This is a genomic window from Butyricicoccus sp. AM32-19, assembly GCF_003480365.1.
In the GTDB taxonomy this organism is placed as follows: Bacteria; Bacillota; Clostridia; order Oscillospirales; family Butyricicoccaceae; genus Agathobaculum; species Agathobaculum butyriciproducens.
In genome coordinates, this window is sequence record NZ_QUIX01000015.1 from 38,900 (window position 1) to 54,429 (window position 15,530).

The window sequence follows — 15,530 nt, forward strand, 5'->3', positions numbered from 1 at the left end:
CCTCACTGCTGCGCGACAGCTTTTCACTGATTTCCGTTTCGCTCATATCATCCCATGCACGAAGCGACGGACGAAATGGCATACCGCCTTCCTGCAGGCTCTGCTGCGCAAACATCCGTACAGCCTCAGCGAACGAGGTGCCCATACTGCGGTAAAGCGCTTCTACCTGCTCCTTTACTGCACTGTCAATGCGGATCTGAAGTGTTGCATCCATAGCCATAAAATCATCTCCTTGTAGTGCGATTGTATTACAGTTTTCTTTGTATGTCAAACGGTGGTGGTCAAAAGATGACCTTGCAAAGTTCCGGATCTCGTCCTATTCTATCAATCACCAGAATAGAAGGGACTTGAACGGAGGACTTCATGCAGGCAATTAAAACAGTCGCGTTTCGGAAAGCAGAGAGCACCAGCAGACGAATTCGGGAACAGACAGCGTGGTTTTTTCTCCGACATATGCACATCGACGAGGACACTTCCCCCTCTACAGCATTTCATGCGCTCCTGACACGGAAAGAACGTGAATCTCTGCCCGCACCGCAAGGCGAAAAGGAAAAACGGTACGGCAGAAGCTTTGTACTCGTTCAGCCTTGTTCGAAGCACAGCTTTATGATACGATAAATGCATACACAAAGCTGTTCATCATGGGCACAGAAGATATTCCCACCGGTCTGCGGTACAAGCTAAATTCTGATCTGACTTCATTCAATGAGCAGACCACGCAGGCGCTGATGAATCAATCCACAATTTGCATACGTCAGAACAGCACTGCCGACCAAATGGCAAAAGAACTGCTTCTTGTATGGGATAAAGCCTCCAAGCGATTAGCCGATGATATTGACGGTGCCTATATACAAGCCAGCTGGTATTATCTCCTGCATCAGTTTGACAAAGCCGGCTATCACAAATTTCAGTATATTGTCGAACATCAGCAGGGACTTTGTAATACCTGTCTTTCATTCAGCAACAAAACTTTTACGCTGAATGAATTGATTCAGCAGGACTTGCTTCCGCCACTGCACCCGCACTGCCGCTGTGCCGTAATTCCGGTTTACGAATCTTCATCGGCATTGGAACAGCCCACTGTTGCTGCATCACCCAGCGCCGACAATCATGCGAATTGGTATGATGCACTGCTGCGCATTCCCTCTGATGCCAAAGCACTGCTGAACGGTTTTGTTGCCGCCCAGCAGGAACGTATTGGTCGTGGAACACTCGGCGGCTTTCTTGACTGGCTCACTATGGGTACAGTCAGCGGTCTTTATGAGGGATTAAAAACGCGCACAGATGCGATGACAAAAGATCCCCCACTTTATAATATCGTAAACTGGCTGACTCTGGGCACCGCTGATATGGTAAAGGGCGCATTTTCGCCGGATGAACCGCTGTCGCTTGAACACTGGCTGAATTCACTCGGTGTTGCCTCAATCACTGTAAGCGCGTATGAATTAGCCCAGAAATATGCTCCGGCGATGATTGATGATGTGGCGGCGTTTGAAAATACAGCGGCTCAAAACGCTGTGGAAATCAACCTGCCAGAAGATGCTCTGATTGTCCGTGATACCAAATACCTTGATGAAAGCGGTCATGTTGACTATCCTAAATACGCACCGGATAATGGATTTGTGGCAGGAACAAAGCATATAGAAACACTTGATGTCGGTGCTTTAATCGACCGCTATGGCGGACCAGGTGGTGATTTTACCGCACCCAAAGGTACACCATATAAAATGCGGTCATTGCCCTATTATAAAAATCAGAATGTCTATCATGTTTATCGAGTGATCAAACCCATTGAAAATGTAGAAGCAGGAAGAATCGCTCCGGCGTTTGGCGAACGAGGCGGCGGCATACAGTACCGCCTGCCAACTAATATTAAAGAACTAATCGAAAACGGTTATCTAGAGGAGGTTATTAAATGACTGCAATGAACCAAAACCAGCTCCGTGCGATCTTCCACTATTTGAAAGTCCCTGCCAGTGCCTATGACTTGGGTAATAATATGCGACTGGGTGCCTGTGAAACAATAGAGCATACCTCGCAAGGCTGGGAAGTATATGCGACTGAACGCGGCAGCAAGTGTGCTGTTAAGGTATTCTCCAATGAAACCGATGCCTGCTATAATCTGCTCTATCGCATGACACATTATTGCGATATTGATAAAACCCTGCCGAATTTAACTATCCGTAAGCTGCATTCCATTCTGGTCTATCTGAAAGTACCCGAAGACCTGTATAACTTCAGCGCCGGATATTTCGGTACGAACTGCTATTCCATGGAATGGACAGCGCAGGGCTGGGAGGTATTCTTCGCCGTGAACGGCGAAAAGTGTGATGTTACCGTCTTTGACAGCGAAACCGATGCCTGCCTCGACCTGCTGTATAAGGTGATGCATCGCTAAGCACCTTGCACAGCAGCAACAGATTGGGTATAATAAAAGCAGATATCTGGCACAGCAGGAGAGATAACTATGGCAGAAAGTTTTACCGCGCAGCTTATTCGGCGTTTTCAGATCGAACAGAAGAAAAATGACCACGGCGGCGTATACGCGTTCGCACAGAGAACACTCGCCTATCATTCCAACAGAATTGAAGGCAGCACATTAACGGAAAAGCAGACGGCATCTCTGTTCGATACCGGCACCCTGACGTCGGAAGATGCGCTGATTCGCGCAAAAGACATCGAGGAAATGACCGGCCACTTTCTGATGTTCAATGAAATGCTGAAAACCTATCAAGAGCCGCTTTCGCATGAACTGATGAAACGGTATCATTACAAGCTGAAAAGCGGCGTGTTTGAGAACATTGCAAACGGTTATCTGATCGGAGAATACAAGAACCGCCGGAATATCGTATCGGATATTACAACTACGCTGCCGGAGGATGTCCACGCACGCATGACGACACTTCTGGACGAATACAATGCAGCAGACAAACATGATCTGCACGGATTGGCAAAGTTTCATGCAGATTATGAGGCTATCCACCCGTTCCAGGATGGAAATGTACCATTGAGATACCAACAACAAATAGCGGCATAACAGCAGCAAACAACTTCATATCACATAAATACAGTTAAATAACATATAGAATTAGGAATACTTGAAAAACGGTATTCCTTTTTTATTTCCAGACGTTCAGAAATGAGCGTCTATTTTTTTACCCAAATGAAAGGAGAATCAAAAAATGAATAAGATATTGAAACGATTGCTTACAGGTGTTCTTACTCTTGCAACCGTCTTTACTGCTCTACCCACAACCGCTGTCAATGCTGCGGAAACGCAATACTGGACGGAATCAGAGGAACGTGTAGGAATTGTAGAAAAAGTAATGAATGACGGTTCTATCGGTTCTACATTCAACGAGGGTCATATGACCGTTGAGGGTGAGGACGCTTACTGTGTCGATATTAACACTAACTTCAAAAATGGATATAAGACCAGAAGTGACGCAAGTACACGTTTGAGTGACGACCAGATAGCCGATATTTCCCTATCCCTTGAATACGTCAAACAGTATACCGCAAGCCATAGCGGAATCAGCAGCCAGCACGCCTATCTTTTAAGACAGTTAGTAGTCTGGCAGAGATTGAGTGTCCATCTTGGGTGGAGCTGTGACAATGTACGAGCTTCTTATGATGAAATCTCAAAAGCTGTGCAAGATGAAGTGTTCGCCGGAGCGAAAGCCTTTGTAGCAGCAAACAAAGGACACTATGACTGTTACGGTTATATCTACACTGGTGAGGGGCAGGATTTAGGACAGTTCTTCGCAGAGCTGGCTGTCGGAAATGGCAAGATTCAGAAATCTTCCAGTAATACCACAGTCACAAGCGGGAACGACTGCTATTCTCTCTCTGGTGCGACTTATGGTGTCTATTCTGATAAAGGCTGCACGAAATCTGTTGCCACACTTACGACAAATGCCAATGGCAATACTGACACTGTGGAATTAAGAGCCGCAACATACTATGTAAAGGAAACGAAAGCTCCAAAGGGATTCCAGTTAGATAAGAACGTCTATACTATGACGGTCAAAGCTGGTGAAACTACGACTTTAAAAGTCAGCGACACACCAAAAGTCACAGACACTTTGGTTGAGCTTTTCAAGATTGATATGGAAACTTCCAAAGCTACGCCACAGGGTAACGCTTTTTTGGAGGGTGCGGAGTTCGTCTGGAAGTATTATGACGGTTACTACACAAAAGATAATCTTCCATCTGAACCGACACGCACATGGACGACAAAGACAATCACTGAAAAAGACAGCAATAATGAAGTCCATTACATCACAAAATTAGCGGATTCCTACAAGGTGTCTGGTGACAGCTTCTATACACAGAATGGTACTATCTGTTTGCCGCTTGGTACTATCACTGTGGAAGAAAAGGCAGCTCCAAACGGTTACTTATTGGAGGGTGCTTATATGCAGGCTGCCAGAAGTTCGGAACAGATAAAAGGTGTCTATGTGGCACAGATTACAGAAGATGGTGAGCTTGCAGCGTTAAGCGGCAGCAACCAGTATTCCGTATCAGACAAGGTTATCCGTGGCGGTGTGAAAATCCAGAAACGTGACCTTGAAACCAAAGATACAAAAGCACAAGGCGGTGCGACTTTGAAAGATACTGCCTTTGAAATTATTTCCTTAAATGATAATGCTGTCTTGGTAGATGGCAAGTTATACAACAAGAATGAAGTTGTCAAGACAATCCATACAGGTGTTGACGGTATCGCTATGACTGATACAGACACACTTCCTTACGGTCACTACAAAATTTCAGAATCCCAAAGTCCGACAGGTTACTTGACAACTGGTGCGGTTGACCGTGAGTTTGACATTGTGAATGACGGTGAAATCGTGGATTTAACAGATGAAGCACATTCCATCTACAATCAGATTATCCGTGGAGATATTGAGGGTGTAAAAATCGGTGCTGGCACTCACAAGCGACTTGCGAATGTTCCCTTTAGGATCACAAGCAAGACGACTGGTGAGAGCCATATCATTGTGACAGACGCAAACGGTCAGTTTTCCACTTCCTCTGATTGGGTATCTCATAAGCAGAATACCAACGCCGGAAAGACCAGTGAGGACGGTATCTGGTTCGGTACTTCCACACCAGACGACAGCAAAGGTGCTTTGCTCTATGATACTTACACAATCGAAGAATTACGTTGCGATTCCAACAAAGGAATGACGCTGATTCCGGCGTTTGATGTAGTGGTATCAAGAAATAAAGTAGTCGTGGACTTGGGTACGCTCACAGATGAATACGAGCCAGAAATCACTATCCATACGACTGCCACAGATAAGGTGACAGGTGAAAAATCAATCGTTGCCGGAAAGAGCGTGACTATCGTTGATACTGTGACTTTAGATGGTTTGACAAAAGGCACAAAATATCAGTTGAAAGGCTGGCAGATGGTGAAGTCTGAAAACGCACAGCTTTTGATTGACGGTCAACCTGTGGAAAGTGATTACACATTCACTGCGAAAAAATCAGAAATGGAGGTTGAGGTTTCCTATACGTTCAATGCTTCTGCTCTTGGTGGCAAAGACCTTGTGACATTCGAGGAATTGTACGACTTATCCAATCCAGACGAGCCTATCAAGGTGGCAGAACACAAGGACATTGAGGACGAGGGGCAGACCGTGACTATCGAGGAACGAGTGATTGAAATTCATACCAACGCTGCCGACAAAGCCACAGGTGAAAAGATGATTGTTGCTGGTAAAGAGGTAACTGTCATTGATACGGTCACTTTAGATGGCTTGGAAAAAGGTACAACCTATCAGCTCAAAGGCTGGCAGATGGCGAAGTCTGAAAACGCACAGCTTTTGATTGACGGTGAACCTGTAGAAAGTGACTATACCTTTACTGCAAAAGATTCTAGCATGGAAGTCCAGATTGCCTTTACATTCAATGCCAGTGAGCTTGCAGGAAAAGACCTAGTAACATTCGAGGAATTATACGATTTATCCAATCCAGACGAGCCTACAAAGGTGGCAGAACACAAGGACATTGAGGACGAGGGGCAAACAGTGACGATTACGGAACGTATCATCACTATGCACACAACCGCTACCGATAAGGCAACAGGTGAAAAGACGATTGAAGCAGACGACAAAGTAACGATTGTCGATACAGTTACTTTAGACGGTTTGGAAAAAGGCGTGAAATACATCCTTAAAGGTTGGGAAATGGTAAAGTCTGAAAATGCAGAACTTTTGGTGAATGGTAAACGTGTAGAAAATGACCTTACCTTTACTGCCGAGGATTCTAAAATGGAGGTTCAGATTGAATTTACGTTCAATGCTTCGGAGCTTGGCGGCAAAGAGCTTGTGACCTTTGAAGAATTGTACGATACGTCCAATCCAGACGAGCCTATCAAGGTAGCAGAACATAAGGACATCAAGGACGAGGGGCAGACTGTGACGGTCAAAGAAAAACCAGAATCCCCTACGAAACCAGAAGAACCTAGTACACCAACAAAGACAAGCGATTCACCAAAAACAGGTGACAATACGCCATTTGTTGCATTATTCGCTATGATGGGAATTTCTGCTGCTGGTCTTATCTTTGCCGGATATAAGAGATTCCGCAGAGTAAAGAAATCTGACTGATACGGGAGGTAACAGCTTATGAAAGCAACAACCCGTTCACCGCCTATCATGGAAACGTCAGTCTGTGGCTGACACTATATCTAACTTCTGCTTGATTACGATTTATCTTTCTGAATGGGGATTGTCAAGGGTGCTTCCAGCACAACGCTTGCCCTTGATAATTCACAGGCAGACAGATATTATCCCAACAGCAGAATGACACTATATAACAAATCAATCAAAATCAGAAAGAAAAGAGGTAAACAATTTATGGAATTAAAACACGTTATCCCAAACATGGAAAAGACATTCGGGAATTTAGAGTTTGCAGGTGAAAATAAGGTGGAACAGCGTAGGATCAACGGGCGTATGACGGTCGTTTCCCGTAGCTTCAACCTTTATTCGGACATACAGAGGGCAGATGATATTATCGTGGTGCTGCCTGCTTCTGCTGGTGAGAAGAACTTTGAATCAGAGGAAAAAGTGAAACTTATCAATCCCAAAATCACCGCAGAGGGTTACAAAATCGGTACAAGAGGATTCACAAACTATATCCTGTCAGCAGACGATATGGTGAAAGCATAAGGAGGTATTGAGTATATGAGATTAGCAAACGGAATCATCATTGACAAGGAAAAGACTTTCGGAGTATTGAAATTCTCCGCATTAAGACGAGAGGTACATATCCAGAATGAGGACGGTACGGTTTCTGAAGAAATCAAGGAACGTACCTACGATTTGAAGTGTAAAGAACAGGGTCGCATGATACAGGTGAGTATTCCGGCTTCTGTTCCGTTAAAGGAATTTGATTACAACGCAGAGGTGGAAATCATCAATCCTGTGGCAGACACGGTGGCAACCGCTACGTTTCAAGGTGCAGACGTTGACTGGTATATCAAAGCAGATGATATTGTCTTGAAGAATAAGAACGGTCAGCCAGCCGGAAATAACCATGCTCCCAACAATCCGCAGCAGCCACAGCATAAAAAATAAAGAAAGGATTTAGCCTATGCCACGATTCAATAAACGTGGGAATCGAATCAGAGCCAGTGACAAATCACTGGTTTTTCGTTTCTCGGCTGGTTCGCTGCCCCTGCTGTTCTTCTCTGTAGTAGCAATACTGAATCTAAAGGCAATCCTCACTACGGACTGGAAAGCAATCTCATTTTTTCAAGATGGCAGCGTCCATTTGACAATCACGCCATACAGGATAATGACTATCGTTGTGGCGGCTCTGGTCTGTGTGCTGACTGCCCTTTTCTATCGCAGATTCCAGTATGCCAGAGTGAAGCAGCTCTTTCACCGTCAAAAGCTGGCTCGTATGCTGCTGGAAAATGGCTGGTATGAATCGGAATCCACACAGGATAGCGGCTTTTTCAAAGATTTGCCAGCCACTACCAAAAAAGAGAAAATCACCTATTTTCCTAAAGTGTATTACCGCATGGAGCATGGACTTTTATATATCCGTACAGAAATCACATTAGGTAAATATCAAGAGCAGCTTCTACACTTGGAAAAGAAGCTAGAAACAGGCTTGTACTGTGAGCTGGTTTCCAAAGAGCTGAAAGACAGCTATGTGGAATATGTGCTGCTCTATGATACGATTGCGAACAGAATCACTATCAATGAGGTACAGGCTGAACATGGCAGCTTGCGTCTGATGAAAAATGTCTGGTGGGAGTATGACAAGCTCCCTCATATGCTGATTGCTGGCGGCACTGGTGGAGGAAAGACGTATTTTATTCTCACACTCATTGAAGCTCTGCTCCGCAGCAATGCGGTCATGTATATCTTAGACCCAAAGAACGCCGACCTTGCGGATTTATCCGTTGTCATGCCGGAAGTCTGGTACAAGAAAGAAGATATAACCGCCTGTATTGACCGCTTCTATGATGGTATGATGGAACGCTCGGAAAGTATGAAGCTCATGGAAAACTACAGGACAGGTGAAAACTACGCCTATCTCGGTCTTGCTCCGCATTTTCTCATCTTTGATGAATATGTGGCGTTTATGGAAATGCTGACAACAAAGGAAAATGCGGCTGTCCTTAACAAACTGAAACAGATAGTCATGCTTGGACGACAGGCAGGATATTTTCTGATTCTCGCCTGTCAGCGTCCAGACGCAAAGTATCTCGGTGACGGAATCCGTGACCAGTTCAATTTTCGTGTGGCTCTTGGGCGTATGTCAGAGCTTGGGTACAGTATGATGTTCGGTGAAGTAGACAAGGATTTTTTCTTGAAGCAGATTAAAGGGCGTGGCTATGTTGATACGGGAAACAGTGTCATATCCGAGTTTTACACTCCCCTTGTACCCAAAGGACACGACTTCCTAAAAGAGATAGGGAGATTGTCACAAAACAGGCAGGACGGACAGGCGGCGTGCGAAGCGAAAGACGCAGGTACGGACTAGCCTGTGTTGGGGTGGCGTGAGCCGCCCCAACCATCTGCCCCCGTTATCTAACAGGGGGGCACAAATTATCTGGAAACAGTCAATTACATATCAAAAAGTCCTTGAAAACAGAGGACTTTTCAAACATTCAAAGGAGTGTGACAAAATCGGTAACTGTCACATTCCTTTTTCGATTGGAGGGATTGAAACTGAATGATACCGACTGGATAAACGATTTTAAGGAAAAACGGACGCAGTACGGCGTTTCCCAGAATCGTCTTGCGGTCATGGCTGGTGTCAGTCGTGAGTATGTCAGCAGGATTGAATCTGAAAAAGTAGCCTTGACAGAAGAAATCAAGGGAAAATTCACGGACGCTCTGGAAAAACTGAATCCAGAGAATCCGTTGGAAATGGTCTTGGATTACGTCAGAATCCGATTCCCCACACAGGACGTTCGGCACGTTGTTGAAGATATTCTGCAATTAAAGCTGGACGTAATGATACATGAGGACTACGGGTTCTACTCCTATGCGGAACATTATGTGCTTGGTGATGTGTTCGTGCTGACATCACCCGATAAGGAAAAAGGCACGCTATTAGAGCTGAAAGGCAAAGGCTGTCGGCAGATGGAAAGCTATCTACTGGCACAGCATAGGAACTGGTATGACTTTCTCATGGACGCTCTGGTGGAGGGAGGCGTGATGAAACGTCTTGACCTCGCCATCAACGATATGGCAGGAATCTTGGATATTCCAGAGCTGACAGAGAAATGCAACCATGAAGAATGTATTTCCGTATTCCGCAGCTTCAAGAGCTATCGCAGTGGTGAGCTGGTGAGAAGCAATGAACAGGACAGATACGGAATGGGAAATACGCTTTATATTGGTTCGCTCAAATCAGAGGTTTATTTCTGTATCTATGAAAAGGACTATGAGCAGTATGTGAAATACGATATTCCGATTGAAGATACGAAAATCAAAAACCGTTTTGAAATCCGGCTGAAAAATGAGCGAGCCTATTATGCGGTGCGTGACCTGCTGACCTACCATGACGCAGAGCGTACCGCTTTTGACATCATCAACCGTTATATGCGGTTCGCTGACAAGGAGGTGGAGAAAAGACGCAGCGAATGGCAGACCAATGAGAAATGGGCGTACTTTATCGGCTCTGATTGTGGGCGTTTGAAACTGACGACCAAACCAGAGCCTTACACGCTCACTCGGACGCTGAACTGGATAAGCAGACAGGTAGCTCCTACATGGAAAGTCTTACAGAAGATTGACAGTACCAATGGCACGACTTATCTCAAAGACATTTTAGACCATGCGAAGCTCACAGAGCGTCACAAAAAGCTGATTGAACAGCAGACAACTTCCACAGAGGAAATGATTACAGAAACGGAGGAATGACAACATGAAGCATATCTTATTTGATTTATTCCTGTTCTCACTTGGGGCAGGATTCGGTGTAATTACCATGTGTCTTATGCAGGCAGGAGCAACCGCAGACAAAGAAATTGAAATGATGGAAAGGAGCAAAAAATAATGAATTTCGGACAGAACTTATACAACTGGTTTTTATCTAACGCACAGAGCTTGGTACTTATGGCGATTGCGGTTATCGGCGTGTATCTCGGATTCAAGCGTGAATTTTCCAAACTGATTGGATTCTTGGTGATTGCCTTAATCGCTGTCGGCTTGGTATTCAATGCTGCTGGCGTGAAAGACGTACTGTTGCAGCTATTCAATAAGATTATCGGAGCGTAATATATTGTTATCCCTCCTAGAGTTTTGATATACTAGAGAAAAGTCAATCTAAATCTGGGAGGGATAACCTTATGCTCCAATATGCTATAAAGAAAAGTTTTGAAGAAATGCAATCAGTAATTAAACTTGCTGAAACTGATTTAAACAATGATGAATTGAAAAAAGAAGTCAATTACAGAGTTGGTACATTTTTACATTGGCTATTAGATTATTATGAGTGGTTAGAAAAGACCTATGAAAAAAAGTTGGATAAGAACGATATTTCTTTTTTTAGCGGATTAAGATATGCAAATAATAAATTAAAACATGACCCTACCGTAATACAAATCTATGAACGTACAGGAGGTTTTTCTTTTCCGATTACATTTCCGCTGTCCATTGAAAAAATTGAGTTTAAGTGGGGAAAGATTGATGTAGAAAAAAATCCAAAACGCCAAAATCAATATAATAATTACATTACTTATATTGAGGGGAAAGAAATCATCATTGTATCACAAAAAGCATTGAAACGACTAGATAATTATAAGTAGAACATACGAACAGCAGCTAAATAGTTGCTGTTTTTGTTTGCCAAAATCAAAGATTGGAGGACAACATGAAAACAGATATTTTTGAGGATATGAAAGAATGTATCGGCTGCAATGATGTTTCCGACCTGCCTTACCGCAAGCGTGAGGTATGGGAAGAAATCAAACGACAGCTACCGCTTAAATATCCTAAAGAACAGTTAGAAAAGTTTTCTCATTATGTGTTCGGTGTAGATTATGCTGTTATAATGGGAATACTGGAAATGAAAGGAAGTGACAGACCATGCAGGAAATGCGGGTTTACCTGTTAAATAATACAAAACCTTACCATGACGAGGACGATGGTTACTCTGGCGACTGGTTCAACTGCCCTGTGGATTTTGAGGAAGTCAAGGAAAAACTCGGCGTGGAACATGAAGAACAGATTGAGATTGCCGACTATGAGCTGCCCTTTGACTTACACAGCGATACGCCGCTCTGGGAAATCAACGCCAACTGCCGCATGGTGCTTGAATTGGAGGGTACGCCTATCGGCAATGAAATGAAAGCCATTCAGAAGAAATGGTTTTCCAGCTTCGAGGAATTTATCGACCACAAAGACGAGATACGCTACTATGATGTAGGTGACGGTGCAGCTCTGGCAGAATACCTTATCTGTGAGGAAAACGTATTCGGTGAGATTCCTCACGAACTGCAAAAGCACATAGATTATCATTCCTATGGAAGTGAGCTGGAACTGGACGACAGATACTTATTCACCACAAGCGGCGTGTTCCGCTACCAGTAAAGGGGTGATGTGGTATCGAAGAAATGCGAATCTATATTGCCAATCTTGGGAAATACAATGAGGGTGAGCTTGTAGGCGACTGGTTCACGCCGCCCGTTGATTATGACGAGATGGCAGAACGTATCGGCTTGAATGACAGGTACGAAGAATACGCTATCCATGATTACGAGCTGCCCTTTGAGATTGACGAGTACACGCCGATTGAGGAAGTCAACCGTATGTGTGAAATGGCGGAGGATTTACCAGAGAACATACAGGACGAGTTGAGCGAGCTGGTCGGTCATTTTGGAAGTATCGAGGAACTGTACGACAATCAAGACCGTATCTTTCACTATCCAGACTGTGAGGATATGGCAGATGTGGCAGAGTATTTTCTGTATGAAAGCGGAACAATGGACGCTGTACCAGAAGAATTGAGAGATTACATAGATTTTGAAGGCTATGGGAATAACCTCTATACCTCCGGCACATTCATAGAAACGAATCACGGTGTTTATGAAATCGGCTGGTAACGCCAACTGAATATTTTACTATCTGCCAGTGAAATGACACTGGTTATTTTTTGCAGCAGCTTGTGAAAACAGGCTGCTGTTTCCATGTAAAGAAAAATCTTCAAAGAAAGGAGCTGTGAAAATTGAAGAAAATCAAAAGCTATACAAGCATATGGAGCGTGGAGAAAGTCATTTACGCTATCAATGACTTTCAACTCCCGTTCCCTGTTACGTTCAGTCAGATGGCTTGGTTTGTCCTGTCGCTGTTCGTGGTGATTCTCTTTGGGGAGCTGCCGCCCTTTAACATGATTGACGGTGCGTTCCTCAAATACTTTGGAATCCCTGTAGCGTTCACTTGGTTCGTATCTCAAAAGACCTTTGACGGAAAGAAGCCTTTCGGATTTTTAAAATCCTGTGTGTCTTTCCTATTGCGACCAAAAGTGACCTATGCCGGAAAAGCCATCAGACTGAAAAAGGAAAGATTCAATCCCATTATTACAACAGTTAGGAGTGTGATGTATGTTCCCGATTAAGTATATAGAAAACAATCTGGTGTTCAACCATGACGGTGAGTGCTTCGCCTATTATGAGCTGACACCTTACAATTATTCGTTCCTGTCACCAGAAGAAAAGTACATGGTGCATGACAACTTCCGTCAGCTTATCGCCCAGAACCGTGATGGAAAAATCCATGCCCTACAGATTGCCACGGAGGACAGCTTGCGTGCGGTACAGGAGCGTTCCAAAAAAGGAATCACGGGCAGGTTAAAAGAGATTGCCTGTAAAAAGGTAGACGAACAGACAGAAGCGTTGGTTGAAATGATTGGGGAAAATCAGATTGACTACCGCTTTTTTCTCGGCTTCAAGCTGCTGGTGAATGAGGAAGAAATCAGCTTCAAGGGTATGCGAAAATCAGCAGCTATGACCTTTACGGATTTTATCTATGAAGTCAATCACAAGCTAATGGGTGATTTTATTTCCATGAGTAATGATGAAATCAACCGTTTTCTAAAGATGGAAAAGCTCTTGGAAAGCAAAATCTCACGCCGCTTTCAGTTCCGCAGGCTGGATAAGAACGACTTCGGCTACCTCTTGGAACATATCTACGGGAATACAGGCGTTGCCTACAGTGATTATTCCTATGAGCTGCCAGTCAAGAAGTTAAAACGTGAAACGCTGGTAAAGCGATATGACCTTATCCGTCCGACACGCTGCATGATAGAGGAAAACCAGCGATACCTAAAGATTGAGCGTGAAGATCAGACAACTTTTGTTGCCTACTTCACGATTAACAATATCGTGGGTGAGCTGGATTTTCCATCTTCGGAAATCTTCTACTATCAACAGCAGCAATTCACGTTCCCTGTTTCCACTTCTATGAATGTGGAAATTGTCACCAATAAAAAGGCTCTGACGACTGTTAGGAACAAAAAGAAAGAATTGAAAGATTTGGATAATCACGCTTGGGAATCCAACAACGAAACGGGAAGTAACGTCATGGACGCTCTGGATTCGGTCAATGAGCTGGAAACCAACCTCGACCAGTCAAAGGAATCCATGTATAAACTATCCTACGTTATCCGTGTGGCTGCGGATTCTCTGGACGAGTTGAAAAGACGCTGTGATGAAGTCAAAGACTTCTATGATGATTTGAATGTGAAGCTAGTTCGCCCATTCGGGGATATGTTGGGACTGCATGGTGAGTTTATCCCGTCAAGCAAAAGATATATCAATGATTATATCCAGTATGTCACTTCTGACTTTCTCGCTGGACTTGGATTCGGTGCGACACAACAGCTTGGGGAAACGGACGGAATCTATATCGGTTATAACCTTGATACAGGAAAGAACGTCTATCTGAAACCTAGCCTTGCGGCACAGGGCGTAAAGGGTTCTGTGACAAATGCTCTTGCGGCTGCTTTTCTCGGTTCGCTCGGTGGTGGGAAATCATTCTGTAACAACCTTATCATCTATTATGCGGTGCTGTTTGGAGGAAAAGCGGTCATTGTAGACCCAAAATCAGAGCGTGGCAACTGGCAGGAAACGCTACCCGACATTGCACAGGAAATCAAGATAGTCAACCTTACCAGTGAGGACAAAAACAGAGGACTTCTTGACCCGTATGTGATTATGAAGCGAACAAAAGACGCTGAAAGTCTGGCGATTGATATTTTGACATTCCTTACAGGTATTTCCTCCCGTGATGGTGAGAAGTTCCCTGTATTAAGGCGTGCGATCCGTTCTGTGACACAGAGCAAGAAAAGAGGATTGCTCCGTGTCATTGATGAGCTTCGCAAAGACGGTTCTCCTGTGGCAGAAAATATCGCAGACCATATCGAGAGCATGACCGATTATGACTTTGCACACCTTTTGTTCTCGGACGGTGATGTGGAGCAGTCCATCAGTTTAGACAGGCAGCTCAACATCATACAGGTGGCAGACCTTGTATTGCCGGATAAGGACACGAAGTTTGAAGAATACACCACAATGGAGCTGCTTTCTGTGGCAATGCTTATCGTTATCAGTACCTTTGCCCTTGATTTTATCCATTCCGACAGGAGCATTTTTAAGATGGTGGATTTGGACGAAGCGTGGACGTTCTTACAGGTGGCACAGGGGAAAGCACTTTCTAACAAGCTGATTCGTGCCGGACGTTCCATGAACGCCGCTGTTTACTTCGTCACGCAAAACTCTGGTGATGTGGACGACGAAAAAATGAAGAACAATATCGGCTTGAAGTTTGCTTTTCGTAGCACAGACATAAAGGAAATCAAGAATACCCTTGAATTTTTCGGCGTGGATAAGCAGGACGAGGGAAACCAGAAACGACTTAGGGATTTGGAAAACGGGCAATGCCTGTTTCAAGACTTGTACGGGCGTGTGGGCGTTATCCAGATTCACCCTGTATTCTCTGACCTGTTCCATGCCTTTGATACCAGACCGCCAGTGCAGACAGAAGAAACGAGGTGAA

General features: G+C 44.3%; 17 protein-coding genes. 16 read left to right on the plus strand and 1 reads right to left on the minus strand.

Translation table 11 applies throughout. The annotated features are described in order from the left end of the window. Positions 1-220: type II toxin-antitoxin system RelB/DinJ family antitoxin (locus DW806_RS11695; RefSeq protein ID WP_118730092.1), on the minus strand; the 220-nt coding region annotated here is incomplete at its 3' end. A 421-nt stretch (positions 221-641) separates the two neighbouring features. On the opposite strand from DW806_RS11695, the gene DW806_RS15775 reads away from it, so the two are divergent. The 16 genes from DW806_RS15775 (at position 642) to DW806_RS11775 (ending at position 15,529) form a co-directional block, all read left to right on the plus strand. Then, positions 642-1,919, plus strand: a complete 1,278-nt coding sequence (locus DW806_RS15775; protein ID WP_243022733.1) for a glycohydrolase toxin TNT-related protein — start codon at positions 642-644, stop codon at positions 1,917-1,919. Further along, on the plus strand, positions 1,916-2,398 hold the full coding sequence (locus DW806_RS11705; protein ID WP_118730071.1) for a hypothetical protein: 483 nt from the start codon (positions 1,916-1,918) through the stop codon (positions 2,396-2,398). Before DW806_RS15775 ends, DW806_RS11705 begins: the two co-directional genes overlap by 4 nt. 69 nt (positions 2,399-2,467) lie before the next feature. Continuing rightward, complete coding sequence (locus DW806_RS11710; RefSeq protein ID WP_118730072.1) at positions 2,468-3,037, plus strand: Fic family protein; 570 nt, start codon at positions 2,468-2,470, stop codon at positions 3,035-3,037. A 145-nt stretch (positions 3,038-3,182) separates the two neighbouring features. Then, a complete protein-coding gene (locus tag DW806_RS11715; protein WP_118730073.1) occupies positions 3,183-6,617 on the plus strand; it encodes a VaFE repeat-containing surface-anchored protein in 3,435 nt (1,144 codons plus the stop codon). Positions 6,618-6,866: 249 nt separating this feature from the next. Then, positions 6,867-7,181, plus strand: a complete 315-nt coding sequence (locus tag DW806_RS11720) for a YdcP family protein (protein ID WP_118730074.1) — start codon at positions 6,867-6,869, stop codon at positions 7,179-7,181. A 15-nt stretch (positions 7,182-7,196) separates the two neighbouring features. Next, positions 7,197-7,589 (plus strand): YdcP family protein, encoded by a 393-nt coding sequence (locus tag DW806_RS11725; RefSeq protein WP_118730075.1) that lies wholly within the window; start codon positions 7,197-7,199, stop codon positions 7,587-7,589. A 16-nt stretch (positions 7,590-7,605) separates the two neighbouring features. Further along, positions 7,606-9,009 (plus strand): FtsK/SpoIIIE domain-containing protein, encoded by a 1,404-nt coding sequence (locus DW806_RS11730; RefSeq protein ID WP_118730076.1) that lies wholly within the window; start codon positions 7,606-7,608, stop codon positions 9,007-9,009. Between the two features lie 182 nt (positions 9,010-9,191). Further along, entirely contained in the window at positions 9,192-10,397 is a 1,206-nt protein-coding gene (mobT, locus tag DW806_RS11735; RefSeq protein ID WP_442861154.1) for a MobT family relaxase, read from the plus strand. A gap of 4 nt (positions 10,398-10,401) precedes the next feature. Continuing rightward, positions 10,402-10,533 (plus strand): DUF3789 domain-containing protein, encoded by a 132-nt coding sequence (locus DW806_RS11740; RefSeq protein ID WP_118638329.1) that lies wholly within the window; start codon positions 10,402-10,404, stop codon positions 10,531-10,533. Then, on the plus strand, positions 10,533-10,754 hold the full coding sequence (locus tag DW806_RS11745) for a hypothetical protein (RefSeq protein ID WP_005363222.1): 222 nt from the start codon (positions 10,533-10,535) through the stop codon (positions 10,752-10,754). The genes DW806_RS11740 and DW806_RS11745 overlap by 1 nt, the downstream gene beginning before the upstream one ends. Before the next feature lie 71 nt (positions 10,755-10,825). Then, a complete protein-coding gene (locus DW806_RS11750; protein WP_118638328.1) occupies positions 10,826-11,284 on the plus strand; it encodes a hypothetical protein in 459 nt (152 codons plus the stop codon). 65 nt (positions 11,285-11,349) lie between these two features. After that, complete coding sequence (locus DW806_RS11755; RefSeq protein ID WP_118638327.1) at positions 11,350-11,592, plus strand: hypothetical protein; 243 nt, start codon at positions 11,350-11,352, stop codon at positions 11,590-11,592. Then, positions 11,565-12,068: an antirestriction protein ArdA gene (locus DW806_RS11760; protein ID WP_118730078.1), complete on the plus strand. Its 504-nt coding sequence runs from the start codon at positions 11,565-11,567 to the stop codon at positions 12,066-12,068. The genes DW806_RS11755 and DW806_RS11760 overlap by 28 nt, the downstream gene beginning before the upstream one ends. A gap of 23 nt (positions 12,069-12,091) precedes the next feature. After that, positions 12,092-12,580, plus strand: a complete 489-nt coding sequence (locus DW806_RS11765) for an antirestriction protein ArdA (protein ID WP_118730079.1) — start codon at positions 12,092-12,094, stop codon at positions 12,578-12,580. Positions 12,581-12,702: 122 nt separating this feature from the next. After that, positions 12,703-13,092, plus strand: coding sequence for a conjugal transfer protein (locus tag DW806_RS11770; protein WP_118730080.1), 390 nt, complete (start codon positions 12,703-12,705; stop codon positions 13,090-13,092). After that, on the plus strand, positions 13,079-15,529 hold the full coding sequence (locus tag DW806_RS11775; protein ID WP_118730081.1) for an ATP-binding protein: 2,451 nt from the start codon (positions 13,079-13,081) through the stop codon (positions 15,527-15,529). The genes DW806_RS11770 and DW806_RS11775 overlap by 14 nt, the downstream gene beginning before the upstream one ends. The last annotated feature ends 1 nt before the right edge of the window (position 15,530 follow it).

Coding starts and splice junctions, on each gene's coding strand:
- DW806_RS11765 (WP_118730079.1), top strand. CDS start 12,092: ATGCGAATCTATATTGCCAATCTTGGGAAATACAATGAGGGTGAGCTT.
- DW806_RS11760 (WP_118730078.1), top strand. CDS start 11,565: ATGCAGGAAATGCGGGTTTACCTGTTAAATAATACAAAACCTTACCAT.
- DW806_RS11705 (WP_118730071.1), top strand. CDS start 1,916: ATGACTGCAATGAACCAAAACCAGCTCCGTGCGATCTTCCACTATTTG.
- DW806_RS11710 (WP_118730072.1), top strand. CDS start 2,468: ATGGCAGAAAGTTTTACCGCGCAGCTTATTCGGCGTTTTCAGATCGAA.
- DW806_RS11755 (WP_118638327.1), top strand. CDS start 11,350: ATGAAAACAGATATTTTTGAGGATATGAAAGAATGTATCGGCTGCAAT.
- DW806_RS11720 (WP_118730074.1), top strand. CDS start 6,867: ATGGAATTAAAACACGTTATCCCAAACATGGAAAAGACATTCGGGAAT.
- DW806_RS11775 (WP_118730081.1), top strand. CDS start 13,079: ATGTTCCCGATTAAGTATATAGAAAACAATCTGGTGTTCAACCATGAC.
- DW806_RS11750 (WP_118638328.1), top strand. CDS start 10,826: ATGCTCCAATATGCTATAAAGAAAAGTTTTGAAGAAATGCAATCAGTA.
- DW806_RS11730 (WP_118730076.1), top strand. CDS start 7,606: ATGCCACGATTCAATAAACGTGGGAATCGAATCAGAGCCAGTGACAAA.
- DW806_RS15775 (WP_243022733.1), top strand. CDS start 642: ATGGGCACAGAAGATATTCCCACCGGTCTGCGGTACAAGCTAAATTCT.
- DW806_RS11740 (WP_118638329.1), top strand. CDS start 10,402: ATGAAGCATATCTTATTTGATTTATTCCTGTTCTCACTTGGGGCAGGA.
- DW806_RS11715 (WP_118730073.1), top strand. CDS start 3,183: ATGAATAAGATATTGAAACGATTGCTTACAGGTGTTCTTACTCTTGCA.
- DW806_RS11745 (WP_005363222.1), top strand. CDS start 10,533: ATGAATTTCGGACAGAACTTATACAACTGGTTTTTATCTAACGCACAG.
- DW806_RS11725 (WP_118730075.1), top strand. CDS start 7,197: ATGAGATTAGCAAACGGAATCATCATTGACAAGGAAAAGACTTTCGGA.